General features: G+C 37.2%; 23 protein-coding genes. 14 read left to right on the top strand and 9 right to left on the bottom strand.

The window, feature by feature from the left end; genetic code table 11:
* The first annotated feature begins 68 nt into the window (after positions 1-68).
* Together AAGF08_RS02925 and AAGF08_RS02920 are read left to right on the top strand one after the other, a co-directional pair.
* Positions 69-644 (top strand): DJ-1/PfpI family protein, encoded by a 576-nt coding sequence (locus tag AAGF08_RS02925; protein WP_343509450.1) that lies wholly within the window; start codon positions 69-71, stop codon positions 642-644.
* Between the two features lie 126 nt (positions 645-770).
* Positions 771-1,994, top strand: a complete 1,224-nt coding sequence (locus tag AAGF08_RS02920; RefSeq protein ID WP_343509449.1) for a serine hydrolase domain-containing protein — start codon at positions 771-773, stop codon at positions 1,992-1,994.
* A gap of 68 nt (positions 1,995-2,062) precedes the next feature.
* On the opposite strand, the gene AAGF08_RS02915 is transcribed toward AAGF08_RS02920, so the two are convergent.
* Positions 2,063-2,896, bottom strand: coding sequence for a 1,4-dihydroxy-2-naphthoyl-CoA synthase (locus AAGF08_RS02915; protein WP_343509448.1), 834 nt, complete (start codon positions 2,894-2,896; stop codon positions 2,063-2,065).
* A gap of 105 nt (positions 2,897-3,001) precedes the next feature.
* Between AAGF08_RS02915 and AAGF08_RS02910 the strand changes: the two genes are divergently transcribed.
* Positions 3,002-4,069, top strand: coding sequence for an AMP-binding protein (locus AAGF08_RS02910; protein WP_343509447.1), 1,068 nt, complete (start codon positions 3,002-3,004; stop codon positions 4,067-4,069).
* A 59-nt stretch (positions 4,070-4,128) separates the two neighbouring features.
* Positions 4,129-4,491 (top strand): DUF2141 domain-containing protein, encoded by a 363-nt coding sequence (locus AAGF08_RS02905; RefSeq protein WP_343509446.1) that lies wholly within the window; start codon positions 4,129-4,131, stop codon positions 4,489-4,491.
* Here AAGF08_RS02905 and AAGF08_RS02900 read toward each other — a convergent pair.
* On the bottom strand, positions 4,488-5,099 hold the full coding sequence (locus tag AAGF08_RS02900; RefSeq protein WP_343509444.1) for a 2OG-Fe(II) oxygenase: 612 nt from the start codon (positions 5,097-5,099) through the stop codon (positions 4,488-4,490). The two genes, AAGF08_RS02905 and AAGF08_RS02900, sit on opposite strands and share 4 nt — an antisense overlap.
* Before the next feature lie 73 nt (positions 5,100-5,172).
* Between AAGF08_RS02900 and AAGF08_RS02895 the strand changes: the two genes are divergently transcribed.
* On the top strand, positions 5,173-5,931 hold the full coding sequence (locus tag AAGF08_RS02895) for a hypothetical protein (protein ID WP_343509443.1): 759 nt from the start codon (positions 5,173-5,175) through the stop codon (positions 5,929-5,931).
* 70 nt (positions 5,932-6,001) lie between these two features.
* The gene (locus tag AAGF08_RS02890) at positions 6,002-7,102 is read left to right on the top strand and encodes a toll/interleukin-1 receptor domain-containing protein (RefSeq protein ID WP_343509442.1); all 1,101 of its coding nucleotides are present in this window, start codon (positions 6,002-6,004) and stop codon (positions 7,100-7,102) included.
* Here the strand turns inward: AAGF08_RS02890 and AAGF08_RS02885 are convergent.
* Positions 7,092-7,865, bottom strand: coding sequence for a LexA family transcriptional regulator (locus AAGF08_RS02885; RefSeq protein WP_343509441.1), 774 nt, complete (start codon positions 7,863-7,865; stop codon positions 7,092-7,094). The genes AAGF08_RS02890 and AAGF08_RS02885 overlap by 11 nt on opposite strands.
* On the bottom strand, positions 7,862-8,119 hold the full coding sequence (locus tag AAGF08_RS02880) for a hypothetical protein (protein ID WP_343509440.1): 258 nt from the start codon (positions 8,117-8,119) through the stop codon (positions 7,862-7,864). Before AAGF08_RS02880 ends, AAGF08_RS02885 begins: the two co-directional genes overlap by 4 nt.
* A 333-nt stretch (positions 8,120-8,452) precedes the next feature.
* Here AAGF08_RS02880 and AAGF08_RS02875 point away from each other — a divergent pair, with 333 nt between their 5' ends.
* Positions 8,453-11,236 carry an outer membrane beta-barrel protein gene (locus tag AAGF08_RS02875; protein WP_343509438.1) on the top strand — a complete coding sequence of 928 codons (2,784 nt, stop codon included), beginning with the start codon at positions 8,453-8,455 and terminating at the stop codon, positions 11,234-11,236.
* Between the two features lie 49 nt (positions 11,237-11,285).
* Here AAGF08_RS02875 and AAGF08_RS02870 read toward each other — a convergent pair whose 3' ends face one another.
* Positions 11,286-11,609, bottom strand: coding sequence for a hypothetical protein (locus AAGF08_RS02870; protein WP_343509437.1), 324 nt, complete (start codon positions 11,607-11,609; stop codon positions 11,286-11,288).
* A 306-nt stretch (positions 11,610-11,915) separates the two neighbouring features.
* Between AAGF08_RS02870 and AAGF08_RS02865 the strand changes: the two genes are divergently transcribed.
* On the top strand, positions 11,916-12,902 hold the full coding sequence (locus AAGF08_RS02865) for an LLM class flavin-dependent oxidoreductase (RefSeq protein WP_343509435.1): 987 nt from the start codon (positions 11,916-11,918) through the stop codon (positions 12,900-12,902).
* A 33-nt stretch (positions 12,903-12,935) separates the two neighbouring features.
* Here AAGF08_RS02865 and AAGF08_RS02860 read toward each other — a convergent pair whose 3' ends face one another.
* Entirely contained in the window at positions 12,936-15,182 is a 2,247-nt protein-coding gene (locus AAGF08_RS02860) for a Tex family protein (protein WP_343509433.1), read from the bottom strand.
* A 204-nt stretch (positions 15,183-15,386) separates the two neighbouring features.
* Between AAGF08_RS02860 and AAGF08_RS02855 the strand changes: the two genes are divergently transcribed.
* The 6 genes from AAGF08_RS02855 to AAGF08_RS02830 all read left to right on the top strand — a co-directional run bounded on the left by AAGF08_RS02855 (position 15,387) and on the right by AAGF08_RS02830 (position 21,101).
* Positions 15,387-15,959, top strand: a complete 573-nt coding sequence (locus AAGF08_RS02855) for a TlpA disulfide reductase family protein (protein ID WP_343509431.1) — start codon at positions 15,387-15,389, stop codon at positions 15,957-15,959.
* Between the two features lie 87 nt (positions 15,960-16,046).
* Positions 16,047-18,383, top strand: coding sequence for a glycoside hydrolase family 95 protein (locus AAGF08_RS02850; RefSeq protein ID WP_343509430.1), 2,337 nt, complete (start codon positions 16,047-16,049; stop codon positions 18,381-18,383).
* A 136-nt stretch (positions 18,384-18,519) separates the two neighbouring features.
* The gene (locus AAGF08_RS02845; protein WP_343509429.1) at positions 18,520-18,660 is read left to right on the top strand and encodes a hypothetical protein; all 141 of its coding nucleotides are present in this window, start codon (positions 18,520-18,522) and stop codon (positions 18,658-18,660) included.
* Positions 18,661-19,085: 425 nt separating this feature from the next.
* Positions 19,086-19,457, top strand: coding sequence for a hypothetical protein (locus tag AAGF08_RS02840; protein ID WP_343509428.1), 372 nt, complete (start codon positions 19,086-19,088; stop codon positions 19,455-19,457).
* A 10-nt stretch (positions 19,458-19,467) separates the two neighbouring features.
* On the top strand, positions 19,468-20,445 hold the full coding sequence (locus tag AAGF08_RS02835) for a hypothetical protein (RefSeq protein ID WP_343509427.1): 978 nt from the start codon (positions 19,468-19,470) through the stop codon (positions 20,443-20,445).
* Positions 20,446-20,513: 68 nt separating this feature from the next.
* Positions 20,514-21,101, top strand: a complete 588-nt coding sequence (locus AAGF08_RS02830; protein ID WP_343509426.1) for a hypothetical protein — start codon at positions 20,514-20,516, stop codon at positions 21,099-21,101.
* On the opposite strand, the gene AAGF08_RS02825 is transcribed toward AAGF08_RS02830, so the two are convergent.
* The 3 genes from AAGF08_RS02825 to AAGF08_RS02815 form a co-directional block, all read right to left on the bottom strand.
* Positions 21,102-22,772, bottom strand: a complete 1,671-nt coding sequence (locus AAGF08_RS02825) for an FAD-dependent oxidoreductase (protein ID WP_343509425.1) — start codon at positions 22,770-22,772, stop codon at positions 21,102-21,104.
* Positions 22,773-22,867: 95 nt separating this feature from the next.
* A complete protein-coding gene (locus AAGF08_RS02820; RefSeq protein WP_343509424.1) occupies positions 22,868-23,179 on the bottom strand; it encodes a hypothetical protein in 312 nt (103 codons plus the stop codon).
* A 56-nt stretch (positions 23,180-23,235) separates the two neighbouring features.
* Entirely contained in the window at positions 23,236-23,865 is a 630-nt protein-coding gene (locus AAGF08_RS02815) for a hypothetical protein (RefSeq protein WP_343509423.1), read from the bottom strand.
* Positions 23,866-23,975: the final 110 nt, after the last annotated feature.

Below are 23,975 nucleotides of genomic sequence, written 5' to 3'. Positions count from 1 at the left end.
AATGATTTCATTTTCAATATCGTTATTAATTCGTAAATGAAATTTTTCATCTTAAACTTTAAACTCAAATGAAAAAGATATTATTCCTAACAGGAGATTTTGCAGAGGACTATGAAACCATGGTCCCATTCCAGATGCTCGAAATGGTTGGATTTGAGGTTCATGCAGTTTGCCCAGGCAAAAAGAAAGGAGAAACAATCAAGACTGCAATTCATGATTTCGAAGGAGACCAAACATATACGGAAAAACCAGGACATAATTTTACTCTGAATTATTCCTTTGAGGATGTAAAACCAGAAGATTATGTTGGAATTGCTATTGCAGGGGGTAGAGCTCCGGAATATTTAAGGCTCAATGAAAAAGTTTTGGAGATCGTAAGACATTTCTTTGATAAAAATAAGCCAGTGGCGGCAGTTTGCCATGGGATTCAGATTTTAACCGCTGCAGGAGTAGTTAAAGGCAGAAAGCTAACAGCCTATCCGGCTGTGGGACCGGAAGTGAAAATAGCTGGAGGTGAATTCCAAAATATTCCTGCTACGGACGCTTATGTTGACGGTAATTTAGTAACTTCTCCTGCATGGCCTGGACATGCAGCATGGATCCGGGAATTTCTAAAAGTTTTAGGAGTTAGAATAGAGATTTAATTTGGGATAGCGGAATAATAAGCCCTTTTGGATTTTCTAAAAGGGCTTATTTTTTTGATTTTTTAATCCTTGAAATCCTTACCTTGATAGATTAATTGAAATTTTAAAAACAATAAGTTGCCCGAAATGCTAAAAAATAAGTTTTTAACACTCCTTACAGCGATACTTTTCATTTCTAATGCAGGTTTTTCACAAACTGTAATTCATGAGAAGAGTAGTCTTTCAAAAGAACGACTGAGCAGATATGATAATTTTCTCCATACCGAAATTGACGAAGGTCGCTTGGCAGGAGTTGTAACATTGATTTATAAAAATGGAGAGAAAGCGCATGAAAACTCAATGGGTGTTCGGGATATTAATTCGAAGGAACCAATGAATTTGGATCAGATCTTTTTTATCCAATCCATGACAAAACCCATAATTACCACTGCATTTATGATGCTTTATGAAGAAGGGTATTTCCAATTGAATGATCCGCTTTCAAAATATCTTCCTGAATTTAAAAACGTAATGGTAGCCAAGAATCCCCAATTAGGTTCTGAAGGCGGGCTTGAACCAGCAAAATCTCCAATCAGAATTCATCAATTAATGAGTCATACAGCAGGCTTCTCCCATGGGTTAGGGCAGTCGAAGGTAGATCAAGAGGTACTTCAGGGCCTATATTATACGCCTCATGAAAATATTGCCGCCCGAGTAAGTGCCTATGCAAAATTACCGTTAATAGGTCACCCTGGAGAACAATGGTATTACTCAGCTTCCCCTGATATTTTGGCTAGACTAATTGAAGTTTTTTCCGGGCAGACCACAGCACAATTTCTACAAGAACGTCTCTTTGATCCACTTGGGATGAAAGATACTGGATACAATCTTAGTGAGAGTCAAGCTAAACGAATGGCCACATTACATGCTTATGATGAATCCGGAAAACTTATTAAAGCTGAAAGGCAAACACCTGTTTCAGGAAATAAAGTATTTGCGGGAGCGAATGCCTTGTTTTCAACAGCACAGGATTATGCAATATTTGCTCAAATGCTTCTCAATGGTGGGGAATGGAACGGTATTCAGTATGTAAGTCCTAAAACTATTGAAATCATGACGATGGACCAGGCCAATGGAATTTACAATGCTCCGGGACAAGGTTTCGGGTTTGGCTTTGGAGTCGTGAAGGATTTAGCAGATTCAAAATCGCTGGGATCTGAAGGGACTTATTACTGGAGTGGTGCCTACTGTACTTACTTTTTTATCGACCCGGAGGAAAATTTGATTTCTATAATGATGACTCAAACTGCTCCTTTTAGTGGATATTATGACCAAAAAATGCGACAGATGGTTTATCAGGCTATCGAATAGAAAACAAGAAAGGCTCGAGTATTAAAACCCGAACCTTTTTTGATTTCATAATTTAGCTTTCTGACTTATTAAGGGATCCACTTATTAGAACCGAAATTAGGTTTCCGCTTTTCCAAAAATGCATTTCTGCCTTCTTTGGCCTCTTCTGTTCCATAGGCTAATCTGGTCGCTTCTCCTGCAAACACCTGCTGGCCCACCATCCCGTCATCAGTCAAATTCATAGCAAATTTTAGCATTTTGATAGAAGTTGGTGACTTTGCCAAAATCTCCTGCGCCCACTCGTAAGCGGTAGTTTCCAATTCTTCATGTGAAATAACTGCATTTACCATCCCCATTTCATAAGCCTCCTGTGCTGAATAATTTCTACCTAAGAAGAATATCTCTCTGGCTTTTTTCTGACCAACCATTTTTGCTAAATACGCCGAGCCATATCCTCCGTCAAAGCTGGTAACATCAGCATCTGTTTGTTTGAAAATAGCATGTTCTTTACTTGCCAAAGTCAGATCACAAACCACATGAAGTGAATGTCCTCCACCTACTGCCCAACCAGGGACTACCGCAATGACCACTTTTGGCATAAAACGAATCAGTCTCTGAACTTCAAGAATGTTTAACCTGTGATATCCATCTTCTCCCACGTAACCTTGCTCTCCCCTCGCCTTCTGATCACCTCCAGAACAAAAAGCCCATCCACCATCTTTTTTTGAAGGGCCTTCTCCACTCAAAATTACCACACCAATTGAGGTATCTTCTTGAGCATCATAAAAAGCATCATATAATTCAGAAGTTGTTTTTGGTCGGAAAGCATTTCTTACTTCTGGCCGATTAAATGCAATTCTAGCTACGCCATTACACTTTTTATAAGTGATATCTTCGTATTCTTTGACAGTAATCCACTCCATTATTTTCGAATTTAAAGGTCAATTTTGGTTGCAAGATAACAGGCTTAGGCGAAATTTGTTGTTAGTTTGTTTTTGTACTTTCATTAATTAAAGATCTCCTTTTCCATGTTTGAATTGATTATTGGATCAAAAAGATTCTCCTCTTTAAATGATTTTCAGCGTATCCCGAGTGATTTACCTGAATTTGCTGTGGAAGGGTTTTCATTTTGTAAAGAATGGTTGAGCGGACAACAATTCTTCGAATTAAAAACATCGGGGACTACCGGAAGTCCAAAAATTATTAAAGTAGAAAGATCACAAATGCATGAAAGCGCATTGGCAACCCAAGAATATTTTAATATTCAAAAAGGCATAAAATCCCTATGCTGTATGAATGCGAAATATATTGCAGGAAAAATGATGCTCGTGAGAGCCATGATTTGGGAATCACCCATTACACTTGTTGAACCTAGTTCAAATCCTTTTGCCACGCTTCCAAAAAACCTTAATCCAAGGTTTGTTGCCATGGCTCCATTGCAAGTGGAACAAAGCCTAAAGTTAAATTCAGAAGATTTAAAACAAATCGATTATTTGCTAATTGGTGGTGCTCCAATTTCCAAAAAATTAAAATCTTTGATTCTAGAAAATAAACTAAACGCTTTTCAAACTTTCGGAATGACGGAAACTGTTTCGCATATCGCATTGGCGTCTATTCAAGAGGGTAAGTTAATTTATGAAATACTCCCTGGAGTGCAATTTGGCCTTGATAAAAGAGGCGCTATTTGGACAAAGTCTGCAATGAGTAATGGACAACTTATTCAAACAAATGATTTGGTGAAACTTGTTTCAGAAAATAGTTTTGAATGGTTGGGCAGAGCCGACTTTGTCATCAACTCAGGAGGAGTTAAGCTTCATCCTGAGATTTTGGAGCCGAAAATGGAATCCATCATATCAACTCATTTTCCAGAATCAGATTTTTTCCTATTCGGTATTCCGGATGAATATTTGGGCCAAAGATTGGTGCTTTTTATAGAATCAGATGCAGAAGAGAAAGAAAAGGCAAAAAATTTGCATGAAGAATTAAAAGCCAATTTGGAGAAATATGAATCTCCAAAAGAAGTTTACCTAATTAAAAAATTTACCCGAACAGATTCTGGCAAAATCAACCGCCAAAAAACAATTGATTTAAAGTGATTCAGGTTTTTCTCTCAATATTTCTATTAGTTTTTTCAACCATACAATCTAAAACTGAGGTGGAAATTCAACTAACAATCCTGGAAAGTCTAAATGATGAAGGAATGATTCAGGTTTTATTATTTGATAACAAAGAAGGTTTCCCTTCTAATCCTGAAAAAGCATTAAAAAGTATCAGCCTTCCTATTAAAAATAAAAAGGCTGAAATCATTCTTAAAGGGATAAAACCGGGCAAATATGCAATTTCAGTCTTCCATGATGATGATAAAGACGGAAAAATCAAAACCAATGCTATCGGCATCCCAATAGATAAATATGGATTTTCGAATAACCCTACTTTACTTTTTGGTCCGCCAAGCTTTTCTAAAGCCTCTTTTGAAGTAAAAAACAAACCTGTTAAAGTTGAGATAAGGCTCCACTAATCAATATCTCTAAGCCATCCAGTTATACTAATTCTTTCCTTATTAGGGGGTAGAACCTCATGAGGTATTTCACCACTCATAAATACGACAAGCCTTCCACCTTTTGGAAGAACATCCAATAGCTTTTCTGAACCATCTTCCTGAGGTAAATACAATCGAAATACCCCTTCATCATCAGGAGTCCAAGAATCATTTAGGTATATTATTACAGTTACCAAACGATATAATACCTGTTGAAACTGATCGATATGTCTCACATAAAACGACCCTTTCGGGAACCTTGCAAAATGTCCTTCAAACGATTTCAGACCTAAATAACACCGACGGTTTATAGCTAATCTAATTTTATTTACTTCTTCCCAATAAATCTTTTCGTATTTGCTTAATTCATCTGGATCCATCCAGAGTACCTGATCATTCCTTATTTCAGTTTTGATTTGCTTTTTTTCACCTTTCCCTACAGCGGCAAGCCTAAACTTTCCTGCATCTAACAAATCGGATTGTTCCTTCAAGAGGGAACTCCTCAACTTTTCACTGATAAAATCATCAATTATTGCATAGGATTTATCATAAATCTCATCTGCAATTTTCTCATATATAGATTCCATAGTTTGTGTTTAACCTTGCAAATAACCGCTAATTCATTGAAAAAAATTACTTTTGCCGAAAGCAAATTTTACAATGCCTCAAAACGATACACTTACTGGTATTGAACTCGAGTTTGATTCGGGATTCATCCCTCCTCCATACAGCCATGTTTATAGAATTTCACTTGATTGGAGTAAAGGAGAGTTACAGGCAAAATTAGATTTGCACTATACTGATCGGGAAGAGCTCAGTGAAAATGAAATATTAGATGAAGGGTTCACTCCCAATGATGATTATTCTTATGATGGTCCTTTAAATAACACTTGGATCAAAGCTATTTCTGAAAAATTAGCAAACACGAAATGGTCGGGTAAATCTTTGGAAGAAGGTGGAATAATTATTAAACCAATTGAATCAGGAAATGTAGGAAAAGTCAAAGTACCTGCTGACCAAGAAGATTGGATAGTTTTTGGACAAGATATCATTCAAGCTATTTATGAGACTTCAAAGAAGGAAGCTCCTCTGACAATTCACTACAGACTAGTGGATACTGAAACAATAAAAGATTGCTTCATCACTATACGATTTTCAGATAGAGAGGTAATATTCACAGAAGGAAATGAAACTAGAAAAATCAATTGGGAATACACAGTTCAGTTGATGAAACTGATCTTTACTCCCGACTATCATTATGAGTTAGCCAAAGAAGAACCCGGAAAAAAAAGAGGAGCATATATCGAATGTGGCGACGGACTTTGGCATGAACTAGGAAAGGGGGTGGTCAATATTGACCCTTCAAATGACGTAGTCAAGAGAATCAAAGAAATATTTAGTGATTTATTGAATGATTAACAATTTGATCTTTCCTATTGAACTTCCCTTTTTTTGTTAAATTAGTCTCAAGTAATCGGAGACTTTTTTTATGGCTGATAACAAAATTTTCGTAAGCTACCGTAGACAAGACGCTTCTGGAGAAGCAGGTAGGCTTGTAGACCATTTACGGGAGGTCTATGGAGAAGAGAGTGTTTTTCTTGACGTAGAAACTCTGGAGGCTGGGCTGGACTTTGTTCAAGCAATAGATAAAGCATTAAACTCCTGCAAAGTCTTAATTGCGATGATTGGTCCCCATTGGATTAATGTGAAAGACGCAGAAGGTAATTCAAGGCTATTTCATGAGGGAGATTTTATAAGAATTGAAATTGCTGCAGCTTTAAAAAGAAACATTCGGGTCATCCCTGTATTGGTTAATGGCGCAGTGATGCCAACTCCGGAGCAGTTGCCTGATGACCTACAAGCTCTTACAAGAAGACATGCCCAGGAATTAAGTAGTTCCCGATGGAAATATGATTGTGATCAATTGGTCGCTGTCTTAGATAAAATAATAGAGCCGGCTCCAAAGCCTAAACCTGATATTATAAAACCCAAGCCAATTGCTCCTAAACAAAAGAGTTGGTTAGCTAAAAATTATTTATGGCTTATTGGCATTTTTGTAGTAATCATCATTCTAATTTCCCTAATAAGTAGTCCGGATGATGAAACTGGTTTTGAACCATATCAATCTACCATTGAGCAAGATGATCAGTTTTCAAATCCCGTTGAGGAAGATCAAACAAAGACGAATACTGAGGAATTACAAAATATTAGAGATTCAAATCCTGAGGGGACTGAAATCTATGATAATCTATCCCTTCCAGAATCAGAATCCAATCAACCTTTAATTGAGGACATTAGCGGTTATTGGCTCCTGTCCGATAATCAAGGAAATACGAGTACCTTGGTATTTAACCAATACAATGAAGACTTTGAGTTTATCGAATACAATGTATTCAATGTGGAAATTGGGGAAGGAACTGGTTCGATAAACGGAAATCAACTTACTGCTAGCTATTATAATTCATTAGTAGAAATCAACGGAAATTTAAAATTATCTACTTCAACAAATGGTCAAACCTGGTCTGGAACAGTAACTTTTCCAAGTTTAGGAACCAGTACTAATATTCAATTGCAACGAATTAACCCTTAATTTTTCTAAGGTCTGATTGAATATCTTTTATCATCTCTCCCAAATCTTCCAAAGAGATGGGTTTCTTTTTATCTCCGGGATTAGGAAAATCTGTACTAATAAATGCCTTTGATTCCCAAACTTCCAAAACATCCTCTCCTTTTACCTCAAATGGCTTATAGTGGTCATTATCTGACACAAGAAACAATTTCCCGTTTTCGCTTAAGTAATTAAACACTCTTTTGTATACAACACCTTCAGTCTGAGTAACCAGTACATAGGTTTTACCACTCTTGATGTCTTTCAATTGATCTACATATGAACCAATCACAATCGTACCAGGAATTAAAGGAAGCATACTATCTCCTGCCAATTCAAAAGCTCTATAGGTAGCATTTTTGGAAAGATTAGGCAAATTAAATTGAGGAAGGCTTTCCATATATTCCGGGTCAGCAAATCCATTTAAATATCCAGCTGATGCCTTTTGTGGAACCATCGTGATATTTTCATTATCCTCAGAGTCAGTAGCTATTGTTAGAATATTAACTCCTCTTTTTTGAAGCGCTTTCCTTCCGTTTTTTTCGATATCATGATCCAACAATTCCTCTAAACCAACTTCAAGTATATCACAAAGTTTTTGTAAGGTCAGTAATTTAGGCTCTGACCTTCCGTCTTCATAAGCAGAAATCATTGTACGCTGAACATCCAATTGATCTGCTAATTCATTTTGAGTTATCCCCTTCTGCTTTCTCAAAAACCTAAGATTTGAAGCTAAGAAACTCATGCCGAGAATAAGTAAAAATTGTGATCATCCGGACTTGCCTTGACAGGAAAAAAGGGATTCATATTCATTTCAGTTGACTTTCTCCTTTCCAATCGAAGCTTAATTTCTTCAATAATTTCGCCAACTGGCTTTGGCTCAGTTACCAACAGATATCCATATTGTGGTTTCCTTTCGTCTTCAATAAAAAACTTAACCTGACGATTTCCCGATGCAAGAGTCTTAGTAGTAATGCTGATTTTATCTTGATTTCCCATACCTGAATAGTTTAACATCAGCTAAGTTATAAATGTTACTTTAATAAACATATTAATGATATAAAAATAAACATTATTCTATGACAAATATTGTCAGAACATCTTTAAATCTTCCAAAGATTTCATTTTCAGCTACTAACAACCCATTTTTCCAAATTGGAATTTCAAGAAACATTATTAAAAAACACAGTTTAATTCATCATTTTACCGCTTAGACAATAATGCCTATCAATCCACAGCCATTCCTATTTACTTTGTGTTAATTAAACCAATAACCTGTTAACCTATCCCTTATTTCTCCAAGAAATAACGAGAAATTTTAAAACCAACTACATGAAATATTATTTAACGCTCTTATTTTTTTTGGGAGTCATTTCTTTTTCTTTTTCACAATCCTATTCAATCAAAGGAAAAATTATTGATGCGGGTTCGGAGCAAAGTATTCCAAATGCTACGATTTTATTAATGACTGTTACAGATTCTGTTCAAATAGATGGAATGATCTCAGATTTGGATGGAAACTTTGATCTGCAAGAAATAAAAGAAGGAGAATTTTTACTCAAAGTTCAATACCTAGGATACCAGGACTTATTCAGAAAAATTCAGGTAAACCGGGATGTGGATTTGGGAAATTTACTTTTAAGAGAAACTGCTACCGAGTTAAGCGAAGTTACCATTAGTGCCCGCAGATCAACAGGCATTAATAAAAGCGATACAACACTCTATAATGCTGATGCTTTTAAGACCATGAAGGATGCCAGTGCACAAACCCTGGTTGAAAAACTCCCCGGAGTAACTATGATGGATGGTGCTTTACAGGCTCAAGGAGAAAACATTACACAAATCCTTGTTGATGGTAAACCGTTTTTTGGCGGTGATGTACAAACTGCTTTGCAAAACCTTCCAGCAGAAGTAATTCAGGGAATAGAAATTTTTGATCAAAAAAGTGAAAAAGCTCAGTTAAGTGGATTTGATGATGGGGAAAGAATGAAAACCATCAATATTATAACAAAGCCAAATAGACGAAAGGGGCAATTTGGTAAGACATCTGCCGGGTATGGAACTGATGATAGATATCTTCTAGGAGCAAGTATCAATGCATTCAATGAAGACCAGCGAATTACATTTACCGGTCTAAGCAATAATATCAACGTTTTGGACTACTCTTCTGACCCAAATACGCAGGGTAACAATAGACCCCAAAACGGAATTATCAAAACCAATATACTAGGTTTAAATTATTCTGACTTATGGGGTGAAAAAATAAAAGTAAGTGGCAGTTATTTATTTAGAACCAGGGAGAATAACGGGATTTCTTCTCTCTTCCGAGATTATGTGACGGATTCCAATAATGGTCAAACGTATACTGAAAACAGTAGAAACACTAGAACCAATCAGGATCACCGGTTTGATATGAGACTTGAATACAACATCGATGAAAAAAATAGAATTGTTTATCGTCCGAGACTTTCAGCAGAAAATGATAAAGAAAACTCCGGATTCTTAGGAGAATCGACCAATCTAGACGGCCCATTAAACAAAACCGAGAATGTTCGTACAGCAGAAAATAAAGAATTCGATTTTGATAATAGACTTTATTACGGCCATAAATTCAATAAGGAAGGAAGATCACTTACTGTAAGATTGAATGCTGGATATCATTGGGATAAGGACCTTGCTTTTAGAAGAGCTGAAAACACATTTTTCCAACCAGATGAAAGATCAGAAATAATTAACCAAAGAATCTCGAGAGATAGAACTGGAACGAACTGGGAAACAAGCGTCTCTTATACAGAGCCTATAGGAAAGAATGGGCAAATGGAATTGGAGTACGAAATAGGAAATCGCGCAGATGATTCCGACCAATTAACGTTTGATATAGTTAGTGAAGACCCTTCTGGTTTGGATTTAGAATTAGATACAGCACTTAGTAACACTTTTGAGAGCAAATATCTAACACAAGAAGTCGAGTTTGGTTATCAATATCGACTCGAAAAAATGCAGTTTCAAATAGAGGGTCAATACCAAAATGCCCAACTTCAAAATAATCAGGGATTTCCTGCACCATTTAATTTAGAGAGATCATTTGATGCCTTTTTACCTACCATCCGGTTTGATTATAAGTTCTCGGATAACACAAATATGGAATTGGATTATGACACAAATACTGATGCGCCTTCTGTACAGCAACTTCAGGGTGTTATTGATAATTCTAATCCCCTACAACTAAGAACTGGAAACCCCGATTTAGACCAATCCTATTCCAATAGAATTAGGTTGAGATTTAGAAGCAGAAACCCAGATACGGATAAATCATGGTTTGTATTCGCTCAATCCAGAATAGTAGCGAATTCCATTGCAAATAGCTCTTTCATAGCAGATGAAACCACCGAGCTTCCAGGAGGAGTTATTCTTGAAAAAGGTTCCCAATTATTCAGACCGGTAAACTTAGATGGATACCAAGATTTTAGATCTTGGGTAAGTTATGGAATGCCCTTTGGATTTATCAAATCTAATCTGAACATTAATGGAGGTTTTAGCTATAGCAAAAGACCAGGTCAGGTAAATAATGAATTAAGCTTCAACAATTCAAGCAGGTTAAGCACGGGGATTTCTATCAGCAGTAATATCAGTGACCAAGTAGATTTTAATATCTCTACTCGAGTTTCTTTTAATAATGTAGAAAATACTCTGAATCCAAATTTGGATAACAAGTATTTCAACCAAAGAACAAGATTAAATTTCAGTTGGATTATTTGGGAAGGATTTATTTATAGACTTGATCTAAACCATCAGATTAATTCAGGTTTATCAGAAGGTTTTGACAATAACTTCCTATTGATGAATATGAGTCTTGGTAAAAAAGTGTTCAAGAACCAGCGAGGTGAGATCTCTTTAAATGTTTATGATTTACTAGGACAAAATACGAGTGTTAGAAGAAATGTCACAGATGTTTATATTGAGGACATTCAAAATAATGTTCTCCAGCGATATTTTATGCTGACCTTCTCATTTAACATCAGAAGGTTTAGCAAGGGTATGGATATGGATGATTACAACGATCTGGTAAATAGCGATGGAAATGACAGAAGACGACGAGGGCCTGGAACGATTTAAATCAAAGAATTATCCCCCAACTTATTATTCTAAAGTTGGGGGATTTTTTTTACATCATATTTTCACATTCTTCTAGACAGATCCTACAGGATCTTGCACATTTCTGACAATAGTCAGCTCGGTGACTACCGCATAATTCCACGCATGCCTCACAAGCCTTTTTACATTTAACCAACATTTTGCCTCTATTTTCAGCACCCGTTTCAAAAGCATAGATACAGTCTTTACAGGCATCAATACATCTTACGCAGACTTTAACGCAAGACTCCATTCCCAATATTTTTTGGCAGCTTTCTGCGCATTTCATGCAATCTTCCATAGCTTGGGCACAAGAATCAATAAGATTGCTTTTAAGCTGGATTATCTCGCTCATAATACTTGGGTTTAATGATAGCAAAACTCTGAATACAAGTTTTTTTTATCTTTAAAATAGTCAAAATTAAAACTAATATCCAGCCCTATATCTAAAAACCTTAAAAACTATATATCAGACAGTTAAACTCAAAAAATTTTAAATTCATCCCAACTTTTTGAGTGAATTTTATGAGTTAATCATGTACTGTTTATAGAAAAGATGGTCAAAGAAAAAAGGAGAAAAAGAAACTTTTCAAAGCATAAAAGAATTAGCGAATTTGCTTGAAGATTTAATGAGATATTCTATTTGAAAAAGAATCCAACTATGTCAGTACCCTATTCTATTCTCGATCTTTCGATAATTAGAGAAGATTTTGATGCCAAAGATGCTTACGAAAGAAGTCTGCAGCTTGCGTGTCTTGCAGAGCAACTAGGCTATACTAGAATGTGGCTGGCTGAACATCATAATATGGCAAATGTCGGTAGCTCGGCACCTCAAATTTTAATTGGTTATTTGGCCAATGGCACGTCAAAAATCCGTTTGGGTTCAGGCGGAATCATGCTCCCAAATCATAGCCCATTGATTATTGCTGAACAATTTGGGACACTTGCCACTTTGTATCCTAATAGGATTGATTTGGGTTTGGGTCGCGCCCCCGGCACTGATCAAACAACTGCCAACATCCTGAGAAGAGGAAGAATGGAATCTGTTCAGGATTTCCCAAATGATCTGGATGATTTACAGCGATATTTTTCAGTAGAGAATGCAAATCAAAAAGTCCGTGCATTTCCTGCTGAAGGATTGGAAGTCCCTATTTATCTTCTTGGATCAAGTATGAGCAGTGCAGTATCAGCTTCTCAAAAAGGCCTACCATATGCATTTGCCAGTCACTTTGCTCCAGGCTATTTGATTAATGCTTCTAGATACTACCGGGAAAATTTCCAAGCTTCTGAAGCCTTAGAAAAGCCGTATTTTATTTCCTGCGTCAATGTCATCGCTGCAGATACAGATGAGGAAGCTCATTATTTAGCTACCTCTTTTTATCAAACAGCTTTGGGAATAATTCGTGGAAAATCCTACCCAATGAAAAAACCGGTCTCCAGCATGGTGGGAATCTGGACGGAGCATGAAGCTTCTGCAATCCAAAACATGATGGCATGTACATTTATTGGAAGTAAAGAGACTTTAAAACTTCAATTTGAAAGCTTCTTCAAACAAGTGGAGGTCGATGAATTGATGGTGTCTACCAATATTTATGAGCCTGATAAGCGATTGAGATCCCTAGAGATTACAGCAGAATTATTTCAATAAATAAATCTCCGAGTGTTGTACTCGGGAATTTTTTTATCCTCCAAATTGCTTTTTCAAAGCCGCTAATTTATCAGCCATGGTCCCTTCAGACTCTTGACGCTTTGGCTTAGAAGAAGGTCGTTTATCCATCTTTTTTCCTCGTTCAGCAAAAGGATCTGACTTCATGCTAAGGCCGATTCTCTTTCGAGGAATATCTACTTCCATGACCGTCACCTGAACTTTTTGATTTACTGAAACAATCTCATTTGGATCTTTTACAAATCGGTCCGCCAAATGACTCAAATGCACCAATCCATCCTGATGAACTCCCACATCTACAAAGGCCCCAAAGGCAGTAATATTGGTCACTACACCTGGAAGCTTCATTCCAGTTTTTAAATCTCCAATGCTATTTACTGATTCTTCGAAAGCAAACACTTCGAAGCTCTCACGCGGGTCACGTCCCGGCTTGGCAAGTTCCTCCAAAATATCCTTAAGTGTCGGTATACCCACCGATTCAGAAACATAATTTTTTAAGACAATCCTCTTTCTAAGCTCTTCTGAGCTCATCAAATCGGATACTGAAGCATTGAGGTCTTTTGCCATTTGCTCCACCAAAGCATATCGCTCAGGATGTACAGCGGAAGAATCCAAAGGATGTTTTGCCTGACTGATTCTCAAGAAACCAGCGGCTTGCTCAAATGCTTTATCACCTAATCTTGGCACTTTCTTTAGCTGTGATCTGCTTTTGAATGGGCCATTTTCATTTCTGAAATCCACAATATTCTGAGCCAAAGTTGGCCCCAAGCCTGAAACGTAAGTCAGTAACTGTTTAGAAGCAGTATTTACCTCTACTCCTACTCCGTTCACTGCAGACATCACTGTATCATCTAACGCATTTTTCAAGGCGTTTTGATCCACATCATGCTGATATTGACCAACTCCAATTGATTTAGGATCAATTTTCACCAGTTCGGCAAGCGGATCCATCAATCGACGTCCGATAGAAACTGCACCCCGCACTGTCAAATCCAGATCCGGAAATTCCTCTCTAGCGACATCAGATGCAGAATAAATTGATGCTCCAGATTCATTCACCATCGTCATGATGACCGATTTTGGTAATCCCAGACTTTTAACAAATGCTTCTGTCTCACGCCCTGCTGTTCCATTTCCTATTGCAATTGCCTGAATTTCAAACTTCTCCACCAAGCCTTTTACCGTCATCCCTGCTTCTGCAGCTCTTCTTTGAGGTTCATGAGGATAAATAGCCTCATAATGCAAAAACTGACCTTGCGGTCCCAAGCAAACTAACTTACAACCTGTCCTAAAACCTGGATCAATCGCCATTACTGACTTCTGCCCCAATGGTGCTCCAAGAAGCAACTGTTTCAGATTCTCTGTAAAAACCTTGATCGCTTCTTCATCAGCTTTACGTTTGGTCAGCAATCGAACTTCAGTTTCCATACTCGGCTTCAGCAATCTTTTATAACAATCCTTGATTGCCAATTTCACTTGTTCCACAGAAGAATTGGCAGCATCAGCAAGAATCATTTTCTCCATCAGAAAAATAGCAGAAGCTTCTTCAGGCACAGAATCAAGCATAAGAAATAACTCTTTCTCTCCTCTTCTCATGGCCAAAACCCGATGGGAAGGCGCTGTTTTTATCGGCTCAGACCAATCAAAATAGTCTTTGTATTTAATGGCTTCTTGCTCTTTTCCTGGAAGAACTTTCGAAGCAAAGACTCCCTCTTCCAAAAACAGCTTCCTCATTTTTTCCCTCAACTCCGCGTTTTCATTGATCCACTCAGCCATGATATCACGAGCACCTTGTAGGGCATCTTCGATGGAATTCACTTCTTTTTCAGAATCAATAAATTTATCAGCTTCTGCTTCCAAATCCATTGATTTCTGGGTAAAAATCAATTCAGCCAGCGGCTCTAGCCCTTTTTCTCTCGCTATTGTCGCTTTGGTTCTGCGCTTTGGTTTATAAGGCAAATAGATATCCTCCAGCTTGGACATCGTCTCTGCTCCTTCTACTTTTTGTTTCAATTCCGGAGTCAATTTCCCTTGCTCCTCAATGGATTTCAGCACTGCCTCTTTTCTCTTAGCAAGCTCCCGAAGTTGTAGAACCCGATCACGTATAGCTGTCACGTGCACCTCATCCAACTCTCCAGTTGCCTCTTTTCTATATCGGGAAATAAAAGGAACCGTTCCACCTTCATCCAATAATTGAATAGTGGCATTTACCTGAGATGGTTTTACTTGTAGTTCTGCAGCTATTTGTACTTCGTAATTCATAAGAAATGGAAATTTTCCTCTTTGTTCAAGCCCCAAGTTAAGTCTCCTTTTTGACACAAAAAGAAAGAAATGTGAGACTTGTCACTAATAGTCTGGTTACAAGACAGTAAAATTGTAACTGAAAAAATAGAACAATAGAGAATTTCTTAAAAAGTATGAGGCACCAAAACCTCATGTTTTATGATTCTTAAATAATACTTTGTAATGGATTGGAAAAAAGAAGCAAAAAGTTGGTTAGTTATGGCTGCAATCGTTGCCTTCCTATATTTCACTGGACTACTTCCGGTGGTCATAGGTGGCATACAATCTGTTTTGCTCTCCACCGGATTGATTAAACCAAACATAGAATCATTAGAACTGAAAGAAAAAGACTTTGACTACCGAGGTCAGTTTGTAGATTTTGAGGGGAATATTATTAACCTAAATGATTATAAAGGAAAAACTCTTTTTATCAATCTTTGGGCATCTTGGTGTGGACCTTGCCGGGCCGAAATGCCTCATATTTCAGAGCTTTATAAATCAGTTAAAAGTGATCCAGAAGTAGAATTCCTAATGATTGGCTTGGATAATGACATTGAAAAAAGCAGGAAATTCTTAGATGGAAAAAGCTGGAGTTTTCCTACAGCTCATGCAAGTTATGGCTTGAACAGAAGTTTGCAAAGTGGATCAATCCCAACAACACTTGTTGTAAATCCAGAAGGAAAAATCGTCTTTTATCAGGAAGGGATGAGCAATTTCAATACACCAGAATTTAAAGAGTTTTTGGTCTCTCAATAAAGAAATCTTTCCTTATTTGGATTTTTAAGGCTTTTCTATTGGCTGAAGTTGGGGTTTTTTGTAATCTTAAACCCAAACCCAAAATATATGAAAAGCCTAATTGCGCTAATAGCCCTGTTTTTTACTTTTTGTTCCTATTGTTATTCTCAAAAATCAATTCTTTGGTATAATCAATCGGCAGAAAAATGGGAGGAAGCCTTACCTGTAGGAAACGGAAGATTAGGAGCTATGGTCTTTGGAAAAACAAGCATGGAACGAATTCAATTAAATGAAGATTCCATGTGGGCAGGCTCCTATGATGAATGGGGAATTGCTAAGGGAAGAAGACAGGATTTGGATCAAATCAGAGCCTATTTAAGAGCTGGTGAAAATGAAAAAGCTGACTCACTTTTGGTTGATGCTTTTTCCAGAAAAGGAATCACCAGATCGCATCAAACCTTAGGAGAATTATGGTTGGATTTTGAGTTTAAAGAAATAACTGACTACAAAAGAAGTCTCGATCTCAATAGAGCTATAGCCTCCTCAAGTTTTAAGAGTGAAGGATATTCTGTAAATCAGTTAGTGATATCAAGTGCCCCAGATGATGCTATTTTTATAAAACTATCAACAGATCATCCAAACGGATTTGTTGGAAAAATTAGGTTGGATAGACCTGAAGACGAGGGTTTCGCTACCGCTAAATCAAAATCAGTTGGAAAGAACACACTTGAAATGTCTGGAATGGCAACCCAAAGAAAAGGGCAAATCGATTCCAAGCCATTCCCAATATTAGAAGGTGTCAAATTTAGAACATTGATCTTCGCAGATACTGATGAGGAAAACATCATAACTGGTGCTGACTATTTGGAATTAAATGGCACCAAAGATGTAATTCTCAAACTGGTAACTGAGACAAGTTTTTATAACAAAAACTATCAGGAAGGAGCGGAAAGAGACCTGGAATCAATAAAAGGCAAGTCATGGGACGAAACATTAAAAAGTCATATTACAGATTATTCTGAGTGGTTTAACAGGATGCAATTATCCCTAGGAAATCAATCTGTGAGTGAAATTCCTACCGATGTAAGAATTGAAAATGTAAAAGCAGGAGGAACCGATCTCTATTTAGAAAAACTCCTATTTGATTATGGTAGGTATCTTTTGATTTCGTCCAGTAGACCGGGAACCAATCCAGCCAATCTTCAAGGGATTTGGAATGAGCACATCAATGCTCCCTGGAACGCTGATTATCATTTGAATATCAATTTGCAAATGAATTATTGGCCTGCTGATGTCACCAATTTAAGTAAATTAAATCAACCACTTTTCGATTTTATAGATGGCGCAATTTACAAAGGCCAAGAGGTAGCTCAGAAAAATTTCGATATGCCAGGCTCATTTTTACCTCATGCAACAGACCTTTGGCAAGTTCCTTTTATGCGCGCCGCCACTGCATATTGGGGTGGATGGGTAGGTGCAGGAGGCTGGATGGCAAGACATTATTGGGATCATTATTTATTCACAGGAGATGAAAGATTCTTAAGGGATAGAGCGTTTCCAGCCATAGCTTCTGTTGCTGCGTTCTATTCAGCTTGGTTAGTTGAATATCCAGGAGAAAACACCTTAGTCTCTGCACCATCAACTTCACCGGAAAACCGATTTATAAATGGGAAAGGGAAATCCGTTGCCACTACCATGGGAGCTGCTATGGACCAGCAAATCATAGCCGATGTATTTACCTCCTTTTTGGAAGCTTCAAAAATCCTTAATTCTGAATCTAGACTTAGAAATAAAGTAGAGGATCAACTTGAACAGTTAAGGCCTGGAGTTCAGATTGGAGAAGATGGAAGAATATTAGAATGGGATCAACCGTATGAGGAAACGGAAAAAGGGCACCGGCATATGTCTCATTTGTATGCTTTTCATCCTGGAAATGCTATTACAAAAAATGAAACTCCAGAAGCATTTGCAGCGGTAAGGAAAACGCTAGATTTCAGATTGGAAAACGGAGGGGCAGGACCAGGCTGGTCAAGAGCTTGGCTAATTAATTTCTCCGCCAGATTATTGGATGGAGAAATGGCTCACGAACATATTCGGAAGTTACTCACACAATCTATTTTCATTAATTTATTGGACGGGCATCCTCCTTTCCAGATTGATGGGAATTTCGGTTATACAGCCGGTGTCGCGGAAATGCTTATTCAATCCCATGAACCAGGACTTTTACGATTACTTCCAGCCATACCAAAAGCATGGTCGAAAGGTGAAGTAAAAGGAATTAGAGCAAGAGGGGATATTACCGTGGATATGGCTTGGGAAAATGGAGAAGTGACTTACCTTTCACTTCTACCCGGTGAAAGTCAATCAATTACAATAGCATATAGTGGTTCTGAAACTACGATAATGCTCAAAAAAGGGGAAAGATTTGGTTTTGAGTTTGATTAAAACCTCCAGTTAAAAAAGGTATAAGGGCAAAAAAAGGCTATTAGTAGTTTTTTACTTAGCAAAATGTTTGATTATTTTCTAGGATACATTAAAAACCGGTAATGAAGAAGTGAAGTCTATTTCGACCATATTGCGGATGAAATCAAAAGCAATTGCTTCAGTTTATTTTAATACTTTTAGTGATTTGGCAAAAGAAACAGGCTCCCACATTTTTTTCGGATCCATTATACTTCCAGACCCTTATGCTTCCAATTGTGAATTATTTGTGGAGAATTAAAAAGATCTAAAAATTGTTTCTTTTGTCTTTGGACCTGATAGAAAAATAATCGGAAAACCCATATTTGAATTGTACCCTAATCCCTCAGAATTGAAGTTTATTTCTGAGTCAATGTCAAAAATTGTTCAAAATGAGATATGGTCTAAATACTCCTTGGAAAACCTCTCCTGTGGGTCAGATCAAATCCTTAATTTTAATGTTTTTTAAGAGGAGAATTTTGGAAACTTGGCTCAGATGGCTAGCCGTTGATCAGATACAATGACTCAATTTTTCAGATAAGTCCTGTGGAAAAAGCTGGAATATGGTCATTGAACTATTAGGTAATAGGGACAGATCAAGAATAATAATTTTCAAATAATAAGTTTAATTTTATTTTTAGCATACTCATCTAATGGGTTTCGCCATTATTTTCAAAATTATTAGTTATGAATTCCATAAAAGAAATAAGAGAATTTTTAACGGATTCATTAATAGAGCATACTCCCCCACTTCGTATTAAAAAAAATAATGAAGAGGTTTTTGAAGTATCAGGGACAAAAAAAGCAATGCAAGGAAAACAGTTAGTCGATGGTTTTTATTTTGCAAGTGTTGTCTCGAAGCCCAAAGATACCAGGCTCTATTTTTTTCCTATTTACACCAACCCTGCCCTCTTTGATTTTATTTCTCCAGAACTTCGAAAATGTCTCAAAGGCAAAAGTTGTTTTCATTTTAAAAAGTTAACCGAAGAGCTCCAAACAGAAATAAAAATCATGATTAAAAAGGGGATTCAAATTTATTCTCAAGAAGATCTTATATAACACTAAGAAAATGAAAAGCATTTCATACTTCGTTTTTACTGTTTTAATCATTACACTTTTAGCTTGCTCATCCTCAGAAAAGGATAAAGAAAGAGAGAACACCAATTCAGCTATTGAAAATAAAGTGACTGATTTTTCGGGTGATTATGTAACAGAAGGATATTACAAAAGAGAAGAAGGATATGATTGGACTGTTGTACGAATTTTCAAGAATGAACAAGGTGAATTAGTATCGGAAATAAGTTCCAGATCTGATCTCAAAAGGCCGACGTGTTCATGGAAAACCAATCTATCTATTGAAAATGAACGTACTCTTTCCACTAGCTTTATGGATAAAATCATACATTTTGAATTGGAAGAAGATAGTTTATTTATCAAAGGTGAAAATACCGAAGCCGGAGAGATCCTTTACTTTTTCTGCAGTGGTGGGGGAAGCTTAGAAAACAGCTATGTTAAACTAAATGAACCTTTGGACACCACTCAAATTAGCAATTTCACATTTGAGCAAAAACATGAATTACAAGGAGTAAGCTTTGATATTAAGGCAACTGAACAAAATCCTTATACGACTCTCTCCATAGAAACAGATGGATTAGAAGTCGACACTGATCCGATTTTTCATAAAATAGATGGAGGATATATCGAATCAGAAATCGAAGATTTAAATAGTGATGGATGGCCAGAGATACTGATATTTTTCAACTCTTATGGATTGGAAATGAAAGCATCGCTAATTGGCTACTCTGTAAATAATGGTAAATCAATGAGTAGAATCAGTATGCCTGAAATGAGTGCCGAGGCTTCGGTTGGATTCCAAGGACAAGACGATTTTGCAATTGTGGAAACTACCCTAATCCAAAGATTTCCAGTCTTTAAATTGGAAGATGGAAATTGGGTTCCTTCAGGAAAAACCAGGCAAATCCAATACAAACTCAGAAATGGTGAAACCTCACGAGAGTTTTATGAAGCAGATATTATCGAATATTAGTTTTTTAATCTTTCAAAAAGTGATTTCAGAAATAAAGTGTAAATTCAAGAAACCCAAATTATTATTCTATGAAAACTTATATATCCGTTTTTGGTTTTTTATTGATTTCAAATTTTTGTTTTTCTCAAACCATCCCATCAAAAGAAGTTCAAATTAAAACCGCCTTGATGGCAGCTCCTGACGAAAAGAAAGATGGTGCTATGGTTTATGGCTATGATTCTAATGGGAATTTTGTTGTCCTTCGAAACGGAACAAATGAGATGGTCTGTATAACAGATGACCCGAATTCACCGGGTTTTAGTGTTTCAAGTTATCAAAAAGGGTTAGAACCCTTCATGGAAAGAGGCCGGGAACTTAAGAAAGAAGGCAAGTCTTTTCAGGAAATTTTTGATACCAGAGAAGCTGAAGCAAAAAGCGGTAAGCTTAAAATGCCTGATGAGGGTGCGACCCTGTTTGTTTTAACCGCAGATGCTGAAAATTATGATCCTTCAACTGGAGAAGTATCTGATACTTATCTCAGATACGTGGTTTATTTACCTTGGGCTACGGCCGAAAGCACCGGTTTACCACTAAAGCCAAGCGCTCCAGGTATGCCTTGGATCATGGATCCAGGAACTCATCGAGCGCATATTATGATCACTCCTCCAAGAAATTGATTATTGCAATCTACCAGCCAAGTCTAAAACTTGCTTCTCATTCGATAGGACTTCTTTGAGTTCGGTATAATCCAAGTCTTGAACTGCAGAAGCCGAATTTATCGCAAGGACAGCTGCAGCGGCCGCTGATTGACCTAATATCATAAAAACTGGTTCCATCCGAATGGAGCCGAAAGCTGTATGAGAACTAGAGACACAAACTGGAACCAGTAAGTTTTTACATTCCGATTTCTTAGGGATCAAGGTTCCATATGAAATGCTATAGGGGTTTTTTGGGTGTACTCCTATATCACCTTCATTTTGTACATATCCACCTGGAGTAACGAATCGTTGCACATTATGTGAGTCCAAAGAGTAAGAACCCATACCAATTGGCTTTGGAACCTCTCGATCTCCCAAAACTTCATGTTCTGTCATCACATAGTCACCAATCATTCTTCTAGCTTCTCTCACATAGATCTGGTGCGGCCAATTCCCATTATCGGTAAATTCATCTTTAGCCAAACCCCATTGAGCCATCTTCTCCCTAACTTTTGTTGGCACTCTTTGATCATTCTGCAAAAAGTACATTAGCCCTTTTTGGTAGTTGGTATGCTCCTCTAACAAAGCTTTCCTTTCCTCGTAACTTGCCTCTGGGTACGTGTAATTTTTACCTATGTAGTCCGTACTGAAGGGCCCATGATTATTGGTGTCTGTTTTTAAATTGGGAATGGGGTCAAATTTATCAAAGGTTTCATCCCAACCAGCTTCATACACTCTAACCAACAGTTCATACCTTGCAGGGTCATAGCCAGGTGGTTTTTCAAACGGCATTCGGTTTTCAGGATGTCTACTCAAACACATTCGGTAATTATAGGCTTGAAGACGTGTATCGCCAGTCCCATTATTACCAGGAGGTGCATCCGATACTTCAGCAACCAGCCCACTGGAAGGGTCTCCGGGAGTATTGTAAGCACTGATAGAATCTTTAAAATAATGCCGATGCTGATAGACTCCTACCTGCACACCATTCCATTTTTCCCCGTAAACCTCATTGGATTCTCTCCCTATATGATAAGATACACCTGAAGAAGCCATTAAATCCCCTTCATAGGTCGCATCGATAAAAACCTTTCCTTCAAATAATTTTCCCGAAAGAGTACGGATTTTGACAATCTCCCCATTTTCCTTAGAGACACCAGAATCTCTATCCAACCATTCATCTCGAAAAACCTCAATTTTGAATTCGCTGACATAGTCCTCGAAAATTTGTTCTGCCACATGAGGTTCAAAAATCCACATGGTTCTTGCATCTCCATCAATGGCAGGCGTCCCCTGACCTTTATTACCATATTCCTCTCGGTCTTGCCATTTCCATGCAGAATCCTGTTGATAATGGGAATATACCCTTCCATAAAAATCTCTTGCTAATCCTCCTATCACAGATTTATCTCCTGTATCAGTATATCCAAGTCCACCTGAAGAAAGTCCCCCCAAATGCTTCTCTGGCGAAACAACAAATACGGATTTACCCATTTTCTTCACCTGAACAGCCGCAATGATTGCTGCTGAGGTTCCCCCGTAGATAATAACATCAGCGGTATATGTATTGGGGTTTACTTTTTCCGAATCTTTAAAAGAACAGGAAAAAATAAGAAAAATCAGACAGGTTAAATAAAATCTAGAGATCATAAAATCATGCTTTAGATGACAAGTAAAAGACAGGGAAATAAATGAGAACGAATTCCAATTTATTCAAAACCTTTCAAGTCACATAATCGAAAAGGCTAGTTTCTATTTATCTCAAGATAATTTTCTAAGCGTAAGCTGTCACTCCTTCCACCTGGACTATCATAGAGGTAGTTCCACATTTTCATATACTCATCGGCAGGTAAAAATTTATCATTTGTCTTCTTTAATTTAGCTTGAAGAATCCCCTTCATTTCTTCCTGAAGCGACCTAGCCTCCTCTTTTCCAACCAAATTATTCATTTGATAAGGGTCTTTTTCATTATCATACAATAACCATGGGCCAAGCAAGTCCTCCACATAGGTGTATCGTTTGGTACGAATAGCCCTATACTCCCTACCTCCATTCATGAAATGGAACAGGAAGCATCACCAGTGCAGCTAATTGAATAAATACTCCTTTTGCTTTATCGAAGTTGATAACTTTTCAAGGTATGTACAAGCTCATAATCCTCCTTCTTCACTACTCCATTTTGATCAATTTTATAGAAAAGTTTTCGTTTTTCAGATATGCCCACTCCCTTCTGAAAAGTATAGATCAGAACGAAACTTTCGCTGGGATAATAGACTATAGAGTCCTTTGCGATAAGATATTCCCGACCATTGATTCTTTTTTTTCCACCAATCATCCAATGCCACCGAGGTGAAAGCCCCTCTCTATAATCCAAAACAAAGCTTTCTGAAGGTGGCTCCTGAATATATCGAGTCGTCAAAAACTCTCCGACATTATTGTAGATATTTGTATCACCACCTATGTATATAATCCAATACCCACCAATATTGGGAGAATCACTTGTAATATTAATACGGCCATCTCCCATGGTCCAGGTTTCAAGGTAAGAACTTGTAACCTCCCCATTATCTCTAACCATTTTTACCTCATAGGTCCATGAATTATTTCTTAAAATGGGAAAATAATGAATGGCCATTTCGGGCAGTCGAGGCTTCTTTTCTTCACAGGAAAGAAATCCAAAAAGAATAAGAAAAAAAGTAAGGTAGATACTAATTGATCTATTTTGGAGTGAATTTACCTTCATTTTCTTTTTGCATTTCTGCTTTGCTAGAAGATCAAGTTAGTTAAGTATTCATTTTTAGTCAATAACTGATGAGCTGATTAATATCAGAAAATTATCTTCTGAAATTTGGT

The organism is Algoriphagus sp. SE2, from assembly GCF_039563885.1.
In the GTDB taxonomy this organism is placed as follows: Bacteria; Bacteroidota; Bacteroidia; order Cytophagales; family Cyclobacteriaceae; genus Algoriphagus.
Note: the sequence above shows the minus strand (reverse complement) of the source record. Positions and strands in the feature narration are given on the sequence as shown.

Excerpts from the sequence above, each read along its gene's own strand:
- AAGF08_RS02910 (WP_343509447.1), top strand. The coding sequence starts at position 3,002 with ATGTTTGAATTGATTATTGGATCAAAAAGATTCTCCTCTTTAAATGAT.
- AAGF08_RS02900 (WP_343509444.1), bottom strand. The coding sequence starts at position 5,099 with ATGGAATCTATATATGAGAAAATTGCAGATGAGATTTATGATAAATCC.
- AAGF08_RS02865 (WP_343509435.1), top strand. The coding sequence starts at position 11,916 with ATGTCAGTACCCTATTCTATTCTCGATCTTTCGATAATTAGAGAAGAT.
- AAGF08_RS02815 (WP_343509423.1), bottom strand. The coding sequence starts at position 23,865 with ATGAAGGTAAATTCACTCCAAAATAGATCAATTAGTATCTACCTTACT.
- AAGF08_RS02835 (WP_343509427.1), top strand. The coding sequence starts at position 19,468 with ATGAAAAGCATTTCATACTTCGTTTTTACTGTTTTAATCATTACACTT.
- AAGF08_RS02925 (WP_343509450.1), top strand. The coding sequence starts at position 69 with ATGAAAAAGATATTATTCCTAACAGGAGATTTTGCAGAGGACTATGAA.
- AAGF08_RS02875 (WP_343509438.1), top strand. The coding sequence starts at position 8,453 with ATGAAATATTATTTAACGCTCTTATTTTTTTTGGGAGTCATTTCTTTT.
- AAGF08_RS02880 (WP_343509440.1), bottom strand. The coding sequence starts at position 8,119 with ATGGGAAATCAAGATAAAATCAGCATTACTACTAAGACTCTTGCATCG.
- AAGF08_RS02890 (WP_343509442.1), top strand. The coding sequence starts at position 6,002 with ATGGCTGATAACAAAATTTTCGTAAGCTACCGTAGACAAGACGCTTCT.
- AAGF08_RS02915 (WP_343509448.1), bottom strand. The coding sequence starts at position 2,896 with ATGGAGTGGATTACTGTCAAAGAATACGAAGATATCACTTATAAAAAG.
- AAGF08_RS02840 (WP_343509428.1), top strand. The coding sequence starts at position 19,086 with ATGAATTCCATAAAAGAAATAAGAGAATTTTTAACGGATTCATTAATA.
- AAGF08_RS02860 (WP_343509433.1), bottom strand. The coding sequence starts at position 15,182 with ATGAATTACGAAGTACAAATAGCTGCAGAACTACAAGTAAAACCATCT.
- AAGF08_RS02870 (WP_343509437.1), bottom strand. The coding sequence starts at position 11,609 with ATGAGCGAGATAATCCAGCTTAAAAGCAATCTTATTGATTCTTGTGCC.
- AAGF08_RS02830 (WP_343509426.1), top strand. The coding sequence starts at position 20,514 with ATGAAAACTTATATATCCGTTTTTGGTTTTTTATTGATTTCAAATTTT.
- AAGF08_RS02850 (WP_343509430.1), top strand. The coding sequence starts at position 16,047 with ATGAAAAGCCTAATTGCGCTAATAGCCCTGTTTTTTACTTTTTGTTCC.
- AAGF08_RS02885 (WP_343509441.1), bottom strand. The coding sequence starts at position 7,865 with ATGAGTTTCTTAGCTTCAAATCTTAGGTTTTTGAGAAAGCAGAAGGGG.
- AAGF08_RS02855 (WP_343509431.1), top strand. The coding sequence starts at position 15,387 with ATGGATTGGAAAAAAGAAGCAAAAAGTTGGTTAGTTATGGCTGCAATC.
- AAGF08_RS02825 (WP_343509425.1), bottom strand. The coding sequence starts at position 22,772 with ATGATCTCTAGATTTTATTTAACCTGTCTGATTTTTCTTATTTTTTCC.
- AAGF08_RS02845 (WP_343509429.1), top strand. The coding sequence starts at position 18,520 with ATGAAATCAAAAGCAATTGCTTCAGTTTATTTTAATACTTTTAGTGAT.
- AAGF08_RS02895 (WP_343509443.1), top strand. The coding sequence starts at position 5,173 with ATGCCTCAAAACGATACACTTACTGGTATTGAACTCGAGTTTGATTCG.
- AAGF08_RS02820 (WP_343509424.1), bottom strand. The coding sequence starts at position 23,179 with ATGAATGGAGGTAGGGAGTATAGGGCTATTCGTACCAAACGATACACC.
- AAGF08_RS02920 (WP_343509449.1), top strand. The coding sequence starts at position 771 with ATGCTAAAAAATAAGTTTTTAACACTCCTTACAGCGATACTTTTCATT.